Annotated in this window: 11 protein-coding genes and 1 pseudogene; 7 read left to right on the forward strand and 5 right to left on the reverse strand. The window is 67.9% G+C overall.

Annotated features, from left to right (window positions below):
• Positions 1-45: 45 nt before the first annotated feature.
• Positions 46-384: an ATP-binding protein gene (locus ACWC91_RS27260; protein WP_390876876.1), complete on the reverse strand. Its 339-nt coding sequence runs from the start codon at positions 382-384 to the stop codon at positions 46-48.
• Between the two features lie 438 nt (positions 385-822).
• On the opposite strand from ACWC91_RS27260, the gene ACWC91_RS27265 reads away from it, so the two are divergent.
• The 5 genes from ACWC91_RS27265 to ACWC91_RS27285 all read left to right on the forward strand — a co-directional run bounded on the left by ACWC91_RS27265 (position 823) and on the right by ACWC91_RS27285 (position 6123).
• Positions 823-2319 carry a helix-turn-helix domain-containing protein gene (locus tag ACWC91_RS27265; RefSeq protein WP_390876877.1) on the forward strand — a complete coding sequence of 499 codons (1497 nt, stop codon included), beginning with the start codon at positions 823-825 and terminating at the stop codon, positions 2317-2319.
• Complete coding sequence (locus ACWC91_RS27270; RefSeq protein WP_390876878.1) at positions 2316-3080, forward strand: HAD family hydrolase; 765 nt, start codon at positions 2316-2318, stop codon at positions 3078-3080. The genes ACWC91_RS27265 and ACWC91_RS27270 overlap by 4 nt, the downstream gene beginning before the upstream one ends.
• A 63-nt stretch (positions 3081-3143) precedes the next feature.
• Positions 3144-3719, forward strand: a complete 576-nt coding sequence (locus ACWC91_RS27275) for an NUDIX hydrolase (RefSeq protein ID WP_390876879.1) — start codon at positions 3144-3146, stop codon at positions 3717-3719.
• A 738-nt stretch (positions 3720-4457) separates the two neighbouring features.
• Positions 4458-4649 (forward strand): helix-turn-helix transcriptional regulator, encoded by a 192-nt coding sequence (locus ACWC91_RS27280; RefSeq protein ID WP_361416057.1) that lies wholly within the window; start codon positions 4458-4460, stop codon positions 4647-4649.
• A gap of 862 nt (positions 4650-5511) precedes the next feature.
• Positions 5512-6123 carry a tyrosine-type recombinase/integrase gene (locus ACWC91_RS27285; protein ID WP_450726074.1) on the forward strand — a complete coding sequence of 204 codons (612 nt, stop codon included), beginning with the start codon at positions 5512-5514 and terminating at the stop codon, positions 6121-6123.
• Between the two features lie 188 nt (positions 6124-6311).
• Here the strand turns inward: ACWC91_RS27285 and ACWC91_RS27290 are convergent, their stop codons facing one another.
• Together ACWC91_RS27290 and ACWC91_RS27295 are read right to left on the reverse strand one after the other, a co-directional pair.
• Entirely contained in the window at positions 6312-7181 is an 870-nt protein-coding gene (locus ACWC91_RS27290; protein ID WP_450640056.1) for an acyl-CoA thioesterase, read from the reverse strand.
• 40 nt (positions 7182-7221) lie between these two features.
• On the reverse strand, positions 7222-9735 hold the full coding sequence (locus ACWC91_RS27295; RefSeq protein WP_450640054.1) for a DEAD/DEAH box helicase: 2514 nt from the start codon (positions 9733-9735) through the stop codon (positions 7222-7224).
• Positions 9736-9880: 145 nt separating this feature from the next.
• Here ACWC91_RS27295 and ACWC91_RS27300 point away from each other — a divergent pair, with 145 nt between their 5' ends.
• Entirely contained in the window at positions 9881-10675 is a 795-nt protein-coding gene (locus ACWC91_RS27300; RefSeq protein WP_225078460.1) for a metal-dependent hydrolase, read from the forward strand.
• 125 nt (positions 10676-10800) lie between these two features.
• Here the strand turns inward: ACWC91_RS27300 and ACWC91_RS27305 are convergent, their stop codons facing one another.
• Together ACWC91_RS27305 and ACWC91_RS27310 are read right to left on the reverse strand one after the other, a co-directional pair.
• Positions 10801-11073, reverse strand: coding sequence for a type B 50S ribosomal protein L31 (locus tag ACWC91_RS27305; RefSeq protein WP_450640052.1), 273 nt, complete (start codon positions 11071-11073; stop codon positions 10801-10803).
• Between the two features lie 66 nt (positions 11074-11139).
• The gene (locus ACWC91_RS27310) at positions 11140-11604 is read right to left on the reverse strand and encodes a DUF5709 domain-containing protein (RefSeq protein ID WP_225078462.1); all 465 of its coding nucleotides are present in this window, start codon (positions 11602-11604) and stop codon (positions 11140-11142) included.
• Positions 11605-11934: 330 nt separating this feature from the next.
• On the opposite strand from ACWC91_RS27310, the pseudogene ACWC91_RS27315 reads away from it, so the two are divergent.
• A pseudogene (locus ACWC91_RS27315) lies at positions 11935-12204 on the forward strand (hypothetical protein); the annotation flags it as partial.

The following is a 12204-nucleotide window of genomic DNA, read 5'->3' on the forward strand; positions in this document are numbered from 1 at the left end:
CAGGGCGCTCTCGATCAACCCCATAGGAGAAGGAGGCGGTGGCCATCAGCTCACCTCCAGGGCCAGGTCGCACCAGGTGGTCGCTCCCTTGTCGCTGATCCCCCAGGAGCCGTGCCACTGGCTGGCGATGGACTCGACGAGCCACAGCCCGCGGCCGTTCTCCGCGTGAGCGTCCGGCTTGGAAGCGATGGGTAGGCGGCTGGGCACCCCGTCGTGCACGCGAATGTCCAGGTGGCCATCCCGGAGGGCGAGAGTCAGAGTGATCTTGCGACCGTGGCTGTGCTGGACCGCATTGGTGACCAACTCAGAGACGACGAGCGCGGCGTCGTCCGCCAAGCGGGACAGGCCGCTTTGGTGCAGGCGAGTCTGAGTCAGGCTTCGCATTTTGCGGACCTGCAACGTGTCAACCTGTGCGAGGGGTTGACCTGGCCTGCGCTCAGTGATCTGAAAGGTACGACTCAATAGGGCAACGTCGGTCATGGGAGAACGAAGCGGTCGTTCGGCAGTCGTTGTCATCACGTCCTCTTGGAGCACGGAGGACCGATCGGGCGACGGATGTCGCCCTACGAGGGTGGTCCGCTCGCTGCCGTGGCGAAGACGGGACGGGCATGGGCCAAACCGCGTCGTCGTGGTGCCGCGCACGTCCTTCCCCTCTCCGCAGCGACAACGTGATCACCGCATCCGACCGAGTGGTCGGCGCAGTGGGCATGAGTGTGGGACCAGGACGCACCCGTACTGATCCCTGCGGCGATATCTCTGTAGAGATACGGGATCCCGCATATCGTGTGGACCGTCGGGAAGTTCGACCCAGGGGGCCGCGCCATGAGACCGCCGAGCCGCGTATGCGAGAGATGTGCAACCGAGCTGAGTCAGTACAACCCCGACACCCTGTGCGCCCTGTGCGCAAAGGCAGGAACGGCGCCGGGAGTGCCCGATCGCGCCTGGCGCGACGAAGCCGTTTACCGGGCCCTGGCCGCTTGGGATTTCGGCGAGCTGCTGCGCCTGGTACGCAAGCGATCCGGCTTATCTCAGATGGCCGTGCGCGAACTGACGGCGCTACCTCAGTCGTTCATTTCCGGCCTCGAACGCGGTCAGAAGCAGATCGGCAGCCCCGCCACCCTTCTCGACCTTCTCAACGGCCTCGGCCTGCCTTCCGACCTGCAGCCTTTGCTGCTGACCCCCCTACGCGGCGATGCGCCGAAACCTGGTCATAACCTCTCCGCAGAGGCCGTACTGCCTTGGACGGCGGATCGTATGGTGACGTCACTTGAAGTGGCCATCGGAGGTACCACCATGAAGCGCCGCCGCGTGCTGACCGCCTTGAGCGGAGCCGCACTCACCCAGTACGTCTTGCAGTCCGCCATCGCTCCCGCAGAGGCCGTGGCCGCTTCTTCCGGTACCACGACTGTCACCGACGACCTGATCGATTCGCTTCAAAGCACCACCGACGCACTCCGCCAGATGGACGCCACCAGCGGTAGCGGAAACCTCGCCCACACGGCGAAGACTCACCTGCGGATGCTCCTGCACCTGCTCAAGCAGGGCTCCTACAAAGAGAGTTACGGACGTCGCCTGGCTGCCGTCACCGCAGACACGGCAGCCCAGACTGGTTGGTACACCTTCGACAGCGGTGACCACGACACCGCCCAGCACCTCTTCCTTGGCGCTCTGCGCGCAGCCCACGCTTCGGGCGACTCCCGCCTGCGCGCCGGCGCTCTCGGTTTCCTCGCTATCCACGGTTACTCCGCCGGCGACCCGCGCGACGCCATCACCGCCGCCCGTACAGCGCGCCAGGCAATCACCGATCACGACGCCCCCGCCCTGAACGCCATGCTCCTCACCCGCCAGGCTCGCGGCCACGCCCGGCTCCGTGAAGAGCGCCACGCCTTGGCCGCGCTTGCCGAAGCCGAAGAACTCTGTGCCCGCGGCCGGGGCGAGGACGATCCCCACTGGCTGTACTGGATCAGCCCAGGGGAGATCCTCGGACAGACCGGAAGCTGCTACCTCGACCTGGGACAGCCGGCTCGGGCAGCCCAATCCTTTGCCGCGGCCCGCGACGTGCTCCGCCGGGACGAGACCCGAACCACCGCTCAGTTCCTCTCCCGAGCCGCGACCGCGCAGATGCGCGCCGGCGACGCCGACGCCGGCTGCGCCACCGCCCATGACGTCCTGACCCTCGCCGAAGGCATTCAATCCGCCCGCCTCGACGACCACCTGCGCACCATGCTCCATGAGGCGCGTTCCTACGGTGCCTCCTCAATCGCCCGGGATCTGCTGGATCGTGGGGAAGGCGTTATGCGTCAGCGAGCCGCCGCATGATTCTGGTTCTCTGGGACATTGACCGCACCCTCCTGTACACCGGCGACACCGACCGGCTGGTCTACCGGGAACTCTTCGAGGAGGTAGTGGGCCGGCCTGCCGAGCGTCTGCCCGCCCGGGGAACCGGGGTGACGATGCCCCTCGCTGTCCGGGAGCTGCTGCGCGCGAATGCAGTGCAACCCGAGCGGATCGAGGAACTCGCGCAGCGCATCGTGCAGCGTATGCCTGCACAACTGGAGCGTCACCGTGGCGATCTTTCTCGCACCGGGCAGGTCATGCCCGGTGCACCCGCCGCCCTTGCCGCCGTGCACCAAGAGCCCGGGCTGGTTCCCACTGTCGTCACCGGCAATCTGCGGGGCAGCGCTGAGATCAAGCTCAAGGCTCTTGGCCTGGACGAGTATCTCGACCTCGGCATCGGCGGATACTCCTCCGATGACTCCCACCGCCCTGCCCTCGTACGCGTGGCACAGCAGCGAGCCGGCACTCGCCATGGGTGTACCTTCACACGGGAGACGACCGTGATTATCGGCGACTCTCTCGAGGACGTCCGCACTGGACGGGAAGGAGGCGCCCACGTGATTGGCGTCGCTTCCGGTACCACATCAGTCGACCGGCTGGCTGCCGCCGGGGCCTGCCACGTCGTCCCTGACCTAACCGACGTACAACGCATAATCCGCCTGATCAACCAATGCGCCGCGTCGGACGTCGACCACGGCTGCCCTGAACCACGGCAGGACGCGATGCCGGAAGAGTTCAGGTGATCGAGGTGCGGCCCGGCGAGCAGAGGCGCAACCTCTCCCGCCGAGGCACTGAGCATCCAGACCGTGCACCACACGACCGACCCGGCAGCCACGGTGGCGCTTCTGGACTCCCTGTTCCTCGGCTCGGCCCCGGCCTGGGCTGGGGACGCACAGCGCAGGACGAGGACCGTGATGACGTACACGCCACCCCTTTGGCCCGTTTCCGTGAAGGGCGTCGCCCTGGACGCAGAGCGCCGAGTGCTGCTCCTGAAGAACGAGCGCGACGAGTGGGAATTGCCCGGTGGACGCCTGGAGACCGGCAGTTCGGGCGGGGCCGTACCAGCCGATTGCAGCCCGGAGTCGGCGCTTGAACGGGAGATCCAGGAGGAGACCGGCTGGGAGGTGAAGGCCGGGCCACTGATCGGCGGTGGCGTGTGGATCTACGAGCCCATCCCGGGTCGCAGGGTCCTGATCGTCACCTACGGCTGCACGGTCCTCACTCCCGAACGAGCACCCGTCGTCAGTCACGAGCACAAACAACTCGGGATGTTCGCCGCGGACCAAGTGCCGGACCTCAACATGCCCGAGGGCTACAAGCGGGCCGTGGCTGCCTGGTACCTCCGCGACGTCGCGGACGTGGGTGACTACGAGCCGAGGTAGCAAAATGGTATGCCAGCGGACGCTGACTGGCCGCCATCGGCCACTGCTGGCAGCGGTACCTGCCGCGCGGGTCTCGTCTGTCGGCGACACTCGTCGATACCCACACGCTGCCTGACGTAACAGCCGACGCCGACGCTCAGCCCGATTCGCCCACAGCAGACGAGCAAGGGTCTCAAAGGACTGGAACTTACTGCGGGGACGATGTCAACGTACAACGTCCCCAAAAACCAACCTGGTCAGCGAATAGGCAAGGGCATTCGGGCCAGTGGCTGAACGCAGCCGTCGCCTCGTGTCCTGATGCTGCCTGGCCTGCGCACCGAGCCCTGCCTCCCCGAGGTTCCGACGCAAGGAGCCCACCTGTCCAACGGCACGCTTCGGTCCTACAACTCACGGTCCCGATCCGGTTCACCCCTCAGGCCCTCAACGCTCAGCAACGCTAGGCCCACGCCCGCTTAGCCACCGCGCCGTGTCTCGGTGGTTGCCCGACCGGAGGGAGAGGGACTCCTTGCCATGCTGACGGGCTGTAGGACGTTGGTTCATCCCGGAGGCCGCTTGAACCCTGGCCACCGTCGAGGTGCGCAACATAGACGACGATCACCGGTTAGCCAAACCGGGGATCCTCCAGACCATTGTTGTCGTTCGCACCCGGCTGTGCTTGGCGGTGGGGCCGTGCGGACGCAGTGGATCGTGCCGCGTGCTACCGCGCGGCTGCATGCACCAGTGGAAGGAATGCCGCACGTGGCCGAACCCGTTGACGACCTGTTGACCATCACCGAAGTCCTGGCACTTCTGGGCGGAAACATTCATCGATCGAGTTTTCATCGCTGGCGGGCAACCGGCCGGGGGCCGCAGACGATGCGACTTCCTAACGGGCAAGTTCGCATCCGGCGGAGTGACCTCAAGAACTGGTTCGACAGCCTAGAGAGCTGAGCGCTCGCCTCGCGCGGACATAGGGCTCATGCCTGTGGATCCAATCCCTCTGAATTGATGGTGGAAGTTGCGAATCTCGAACGTCCAATTTTGGAAAACCCAAAATAGGAAGGGTCGACCGAAGCCGTACCAGGTCCGTTGGGCTGTTGACGGGAAAGCCTTCTACGCCTCCTACCGCTCCTCCGCCCACGCTGAGCTCTTCCGCGTCAACCTTGTCGCTGCTGCGAACCGTGGTGAGGTCTTCGACGGCGAAACAGGCCTCCCTGTGTCGATGCAGCCGGAGTCAGAGGCGCTGACCTGGTATCAGTTCGCTCGCGCCTACGCGGAAATGAAATGGCCGGGTGCGGCGGCAAATACGCGTAAGAATACGGCTTCCGCGCTGGCTCGCATAACAACTGAACTGCTTGTCGAGCCTAAAAAGGGTGTGGTGGCGCCGGACTCGCAAGTAATGCGTCGGGCCCTGACTCACTGGGCCTTCCGGCTGACAGCGCAGAGTGAAGCGCCGGAAGCCGACGTGTCAGCCGCGTTGGAATGGGTCGCACAACACTCGCGGCCCGTGACGGATTTGAAGGACCTTGATGTCGGACGTCATGTCTTGCGGTCCATCAGCTTCCGTCTGGACGGGGCGCCCGCGAGTCCCAGCCACTCACAACGGATTCGGGCTGTGTTTCACAACGCGCTCGAATACGCGGTGGAAAAGGGAGACCTCCCGGAAAACCCTCTCAGCAGGATTGGTGGACGTACTCCACGACTCACTCGCCAGGTGGACCCACGCGTGGTGGTGAGTCCACGGCAGGCTAGAGAACTCTTGACCGCGGTCACCTACGCCGGCACCTGGGCTCACGGGCGAGGGCGACTCCTCATGCCGTTCTTCGCGACCCTGTACTTCGCGGCCCTGCGGCCTGAAGAGGCGGTCGAGTTGAGACTTCAGGATTGCCAACTCCCGAAGAAGGGGCCAGGCCTCCTCACGCTGCACCAGGCCAGCACACGCGCTGGCTCCGCGTGGACGGATGACGGGCGAAAGCACGAGCAGCGAGGGCTCAAGCACCGGGCTCGCGGCGACGTACGTCTGGTACCGGTGTCCCCTGAACTGGTGCAGATACTGCGGACGTACGTCGACGAGTTCGGGACGGCGGAGGACGGACGGCTCTTCCGCAGCCCGAGCGGAGGCCGGTTGGACTCCACGCGATACCTCGATGTCTGGCACAAGGCGCGGCGCATTGCCTTCCCACCACATCTCGTGGACTCCCTCCTTGCCAGGAGGCCGTACGACCTGCGTCATGCCGCGGTCTCCCTGTGGCTGAACTCTGGTGTCCCCGCCGCTGAGGTGGCCGAGATGGCAGGCCACAGCGTGGCGATCCTGATGGACACGTACTACAAGTGCATCCACGGCCAGCGGGAGCAGATGGTGCAGCGCATCATCGACGCCCTCAGTGACGATCGGGAGGGCGAGGCATCGGGCGAAGTGGACTAGACCATGCGTCTTCGCTGGCACACTATTGGCACAATCGCTGTGGGGTGCAACGAAACGCGATGAGACGCGGTGGGGTGCACCTCGGGCCACGGCCCCTGCTTCGTTCTCGGCGAGAACGTCGTAACGGCCGGCCCGCGGAGCGTCGGACGACGCGGCGCGGGCCGACCGATGATTGGTGAAACCGCAGGTCAGCCCACCTTGCGGAACAGCCCCTCCTGCACCACGGACACGATCAGTTGCCCCTCGAGGTTGTAGATGCGGCCCCGGGCGAGGCCCCGGCCGCCCACCGCGATCGGCGACTCCTGGTCGTACAGGAACCACTCGTCCGCACGGAACGGCCGGTGGAACCACATGGCGTGGTCCAGCGACGCCATGTCGAAGCCCCGAGGCCCCCACAGCGGCTCGACCGGGATGCGCACCGCGTCGAGCAAGGTCATGTCACTGGCGTAGGTCAGCGCGCAGGTGTGCACGAGCGGGTCGTCACCGAGCGGCCCCACCGCGCGCATCCACACGGCGCTGCGCGGTTCGGCCTCCTTGACGTCCTCGGTGCTCCAGCGCAGCCGGTCCACATACCGGATGTCGAACGGCTGGCGCCGTGCCATGCGCTCCAACTGCTCCGGCAGTGTGCCCAGATGCTCCCGGATCTCGTCCGCGACCGTCGGCAGGGACTCCGGCTCCGGGATCTCGCGAGCCGGCGGCAGCTGGTGCTCGAAGCTCCCTTGTTCAGGCTTGTGGAAGGAGGCGGTCAGATTGAAGATCGTCCGGCCCTGCTGCACCGCGGTGACCCGGCGGGTGGTGAAGGACCGCCCGTCGCGTACCCGCTCCACCTGGTACACGATCGGCACCCCTGGCCGGCCCGGCCGCAGGAAGTACGCGTGCAGCGAATGGACCGGGCGCTCGCCGTCCGTGGTGCGTCCCGCCGCGACCAGCGCCTGGCCGGCCACCTGGCCGCCGAAGACCCTCTGGAGGGATTCCTGCGGACTGCGGCCGCGGAAGATGTTGACTTCTATCTGCTCCAGGTCGAGCAGGTCGACGAGCCTTTCGGCCGGGTTCGTCATGGGCGGGAGACTCCTGGATTCAGAACGGGTCGACGTCGGCTCACAGCTGACCGACGTCGGTCACACGGACGACCGCACGGCCCTCGGCGTCGGATGCGGCGAGATCGACTTCGGCGCTGATGCCCCAGTCGTGGTCGTCGGAGGGGTCGTCGAAGATCTGCCGCACGCGCCACAGCCCGTTCTGCGGCTCCTCCTTGATCACCAGCAGCTTGGGGCCGCGGGCGTCGGGACCGGTACCGAGGTCGTCGTACTCGTCCCAGTACTTGTCCATGGCCTCGCCCCAGGCCTCGGCGTCCCACCCGGAATCCGCGTCCATCTCGCCCAGCTCCCCGACCTGGTCGAGGGCGGCGAGTTCGACGCGGCGGAACATGGCGTTGCGGACCAGCACGCGGAACGCGCGCGCGTTGGAGGTGACCGGCTTGACCTGGTCGGCCTTCTCCTGGGCCTCCTCGGCGGTCATCTCCTCCGGGTTGGCCAGCTGCTCCCACTCGTCCAGCAGACTGGAGTCGACCTGGCGCACCATCTCGCCGAGCCAGGCGATCAGGTCCTGAAGGTCCTCGGACTTCAGGTCGTCCGGGACGGTGTGCTCCAGGGCCTTGTACGCGCTGGCCAGGTAGCGCAGCACAATGCCCTCGGTGCGGGCCAGCTCGTAGTAGGACACCAACTCCGTGAACGACAGAGCCCGTTCGTACATGTCGCGGATCACGGACTTCGGCGACAGCGGGTGGTCGCCCACCCAGGGGTGGCTCTTTCGGTAGGTGTTGTACGCGTGGAAGAGCAGCTCTTCCAGCGGCTTGGGGTACGTGACCTCCTGGAGACGCTCCATGCGCTCCTCGTACTCGACACCGTCCGCCTTCATCGCGGCCACGGCCTCGCCACGCGCCTTGTTCTGCTGGGCGGCGAGGATCTGCCGCGGGTCGTCCAGCGTGGACTCCACGACGGACACCATGTCCAGTGCGTAGGACGGCGACTCGGGGTCCAGCAGTTCGAACGCGGCCAGTGCGAAGGTGGACAGCGGCTGGTTGAGCGCGAAGTCCTGCTGGAGATCGACCGTGAGCCGGACGATACGGCCCTCGGCGTCCGGCCGGTCGAGCTTCTCCACGATGCCGCCGTCCAGCAGCGAGCGGTAGATGGCGATCGCCCGCCGGATGTGCCTCAGCTGCTGCTTGCGCGGCTCGTGGTTGTCCTCCAGCAGGCGCCGCATCGCCTCGAAGGCGTTGCCGGGCCGTGCGATCACCGACAGCAGCATCGTGTGCGTCACGCGGAAACGGGAGGTCAGGGGCTCCGGCTCGGAGTCGATGAGCTTGTCGAAGGTGTTGTCCGTCCAGCCGACGAAGCCCTCGGGTGCCTTCTTGCGGACGACCTTGCGGCGCTTCTTCGGATCGTCGCCCGCTTTGGCGAGGGCCTTCTCGTTCTCGATGACGTGCTCGGGGGCCTGCGCGGCGACGAAGCCCTCGGTGTCGAAGCCCGCGCGGCCGGCCCGGCCGGCGATCTGGTGGAACTCACGGGCGCGCAGCGTGCGCACGCGGCTGCCGTCGTACTTGGTCAACGCGGTGAACAGCACCGTACGGATCGGCACGTTGACGCCCACGCCGAGCGTGTCCGTACCGCAGATCACCTTCAGCAGACCGGCCTGCGCCAGCTTCTCCACCAGACGCCGGTACTTGGGCAGCATGCCGGCGTGGTGGACGCCGATGCCGTGCCGGACGTAGCGGGACAGGTTGCGGCCGAACCTGGTGGTGAAGCGGAAGTTGCCGATCAGCTCGGCGATCCGATCCTTCTCCTCCCGCGAACACATGTTGATGCTCATCAGCGCCTGCGCCCGCTCCACGGCCTGGGCCTGGGTGAAGTGGACGATGTACACCGGCGCCTGGCGAGTCTGCAACAGGTCGGTGAGCGTCTCGGTGAGCGGTGTGCGCCGGTACTCGTAGGACAGGGGAACCGGGCGGGTCGCCGAACGGACCACCGCGGTGGGACGCCCGGTGCGACGGGTGAGGTCCTTCTCGAAGAAGGAGACGTCGCCGAGCGTGGCCGACATCAGGACGAACTGTGCCTGCGGAAGTTCCAGCAGGGGAATCTGCCAGGCCCAGCCCCGGTCGGGCTCCGCGTAGAAGTGGAACTCGTCCATGACGACCTGGCCGACGTCGGCGTCCTTGCCGTCGCGCAGCGCGATCGACGCGAGGACCTCCGCCGTGCAGCAGATGACGGGCGCGTCGGCGTTCACGGAGGCGTCGCCGGTGAGCATGCCGACGTTCTCGGTGCCGAACATTTTGCACAGCTCGAAGAACTTCTCCGACACGAGCGCTTTGATCGGCGCCGTGTAGAAGGTGACCTCGTCCCTGGCCAGCGCGGCGAAGTGAGCGCCCGCGGCGATCATGCTCTTGCCGGACCCGGTGGGCGTGGACACGATCACGTTGGCTCCGGAGACCGCCTCGATCAGCGCCTCCTCCTGGTGGGGATAGAGCGTGAGACCGCGCTCCCGCGCCCAGGATTCGAAGGCCTCGTACAGGGCGTCGGGGTCGGCGGTCGGCGGGAGCTGATCGATGAGGGTCACGCCCCCATCTTGCCTGGCACTCCGGCCGAGACGGGAATCGGATGCCGGACCGAAGATCACGACCGCTACGCTGTGTCGCCGACAGGACATCGGCGCACCGGGTCAACTGGACAGCGGCGCAAGAGGAATGGGGCGGGCAACGGCCATGATGGGACCAGCACACTCACTGTCGGGGGCGGCGGCCTGGCTCGGCGTCGGAGCCGCGGTCGCCGCGGCCGGGCACCCGATGCCCTGGCCGGTGCTGCTGGTCGGTGCGCTGATCTGCGCCGGGGCCGCGCTCGCTCCGGACCTGGACCACAAGGCCGCCACCATCTCGAGGGCCTTCGGACCGGTCTCGCACGCGCTGTGCGAGATCGTCGACAAGCTGTCCTACAACGTCTACAAGGCGACGCGGAAGAAGGGCGACCCGCGCCGTTCCGGTGGGCACCGGACGCTGACGCACACCTGGCTGTGGGCGGTGCTGATCGGGGCGGGCACCTCCGTGCTGGCGATCACCGGGGGCCGCTGGGCGGTGCTGGCCATTCTCTTCGTGCACATGGTGCTGGCCATCGAGGGCCTGCTGTGGCGGGCGGCCCGCGGCTCCAGCAGCGCGGTCCTGGTCTGGCTGCTGGCCGCGACCAGCGCCTGGATCCTGGCGGACATCCTCGACCAGCCCGGCAACGGATCGGACTGGCTGTTCACCGCTCCGGGCCAGGAGTACCTGTGGCTGGGCCTGCCGATCGTGCTGGGCGCGCTGATGCACGACATCGGCGACGCGCTGACCGTCTCCGGGTGCCCCATCCTGTGGCCGATACCGGTGGGCCGCAAGCGCTGGTACCCCATCGGCCCGCCGAAGGCGATGCGGTTCCGGGCGGGCAGCTGGGTCGAGCTCAAGGTGCTGATGCCGGCGTTCATGGTGCTCGGCGGAGTGGGCTGTGCGGTCGCGCTGAACTTCAACTGAGGGACCGGTTCGGCAACGCTCCCGGTCCACAGCACCCGGGGGCGTCGGCAGACTTCCGGTCCCGTCCGTCGCGCGGGTCCCGCCCGGCCCCCGGGCGGGCAGCCCAGTCCACCGCCGGTCGCCGGTCAGGCGGCCCCGCCGCCTCCCGGGCCCTGCCCGCCGCCGTAACGCCGCTCGAACCGGGCGACGCGGCCCTCCGAGTCCACCGTGCGGGCCTTGCCGGTGTAGAACGGGTGGCTCTCCGAGGAGATCTCCACGTCCACGACCGGGTAGGTCGCGCCGTCGTCCCACTCGATGGTCTGCTCACTGGTCGCGGTGGACCGGGTGAGGAAGGCGTAACCGGCGGCGCGGTCCCGGAAGACGACGGGGTGGTAGTCGGGGTGCTTGTCCTGCTGCATGGGTGCTCCTCGTGCGGCGAGGGAGGCGGGGGAGAGGGCGACGGCACGCGGCCGGCCGGGTCAGACCTACGGGGTCTCCTCGTCGACGACGTGCATCGCGGCCTCCTCGGCGGAGGCGGCCGCGCCGTCGATGCCCACGTCGGTGGCGACCAGGGCACTCTCGTCGTCCTCGTGCGCTCCCTCGTCGGGGGCGACGAGACGGCCGGAGCGGGCGGTGCCGACCTCGTTGTCCAGGAGTTCCCCGTCGGTGTCCTCGCAGTCGCCCATGTCGTCGCCGTCCCAGACGGGCGGTTCGGGCAGCTCCTCGGCGAGGCGCTGGTCCAGGGTTTCGCCCTGCCGGCGCTCCGCGGCGGTCACGCCGGTGTGCTCCACGGCCCACGGCCGCTCCGGAGGCGACCAGCCACGGTCCAGGGGGTCGTCGACGCCGTCGTACACGAGAGTGTCCTCCGGGTCGAGCACGCCCGTGTCCTCCCTGACCTCGGAGTCGTCGGGCTGGTAGACGTCGTCTCCCCATCCGTCGGCGCTGTCCACGGGTACCTCCAGGTGGTGGGGACGGGCCCGTTCTCTCCGCGGCCGGTGTGCGGCCGCCGGTGCGCGGGGCGCAGCCGGCACCCGGCACGAACCGTACGGTTCCCGGGCGCTCCCCGAGCCGTTTCCGCCTTCCAGCCTTCCACCGCTGTTCGGCACCGCGCAACGGCACCGGCCGTCTCGCCCGGCCGATACCCTGTCCACCACGGGTCCCGGCCCTTGTCCGTCCCGGCCACCGGGCCCGATACCGCATGGGTCACCGCGCCAAAACCGGCCCGGGTGTCTGCATCGGTCACCGGGCCAAAGCCGGTCCCGGCGACTGCGCCGGTCGCCGTGTCCATCGCCCGATCGGTGACCGTGCCGAAGCCGGTCCCGGCGACCCTGCTGGTCCCGCTGACCCTGCAGGTCCCCGGCGATACCCTGCCGGTCTCGGCAACCGTGTCCGTCGCCGCATCGGTGACCGTGCCGAAGCCGGTCCCGGCGACTGCGCCGGTCGCCGTGTCCATGGCCCGATCGGTGACCGTGCCGAAGCCGGTCCCGGCGACCCTGCTGGTCCCGCTGACCCTGCAGGTCCCCGGCGATACCCTGCCGGTCTCGGCAACC

The sequence above is a fragment of the Streptomyces sp. NPDC001204 genome, from assembly GCF_053598035.1.

Bases quoted from the DNA above. Each gene is read 5' to 3' on its own strand.
- ACWC91_RS27285 (WP_450726074.1), top strand. From the start codon at position 5,512: ATGCCGTTCTTCGCGACCCTGTACTTCGCGGCCCTGCGGCCTGAAGAG.
- ACWC91_RS27260 (WP_390876876.1), bottom strand. From the start codon at position 384: ATGCGAAGCCTGACTCAGACTCGCCTGCACCAAAGCGGCCTGTCCCGC.
- ACWC91_RS27300 (WP_225078460.1), top strand. From the start codon at position 9,881: ATGATGGGACCAGCACACTCACTGTCGGGGGCGGCGGCCTGGCTCGGC.
- ACWC91_RS27305 (WP_450640052.1), bottom strand. From the start codon at position 11,073: ATGCAGCAGGACAAGCACCCCGACTACCACCCCGTCGTCTTCCGGGAC.
- ACWC91_RS27290 (WP_450640056.1), bottom strand. From the start codon at position 7,181: ATGACGAACCCGGCCGAAAGGCTCGTCGACCTGCTCGACCTGGAGCAG.
- ACWC91_RS27265 (WP_390876877.1), top strand. From the start codon at position 823: ATGAGACCGCCGAGCCGCGTATGCGAGAGATGTGCAACCGAGCTGAGT.
- ACWC91_RS27270 (WP_390876878.1), top strand. From the start codon at position 2,316: ATGATTCTGGTTCTCTGGGACATTGACCGCACCCTCCTGTACACCGGC.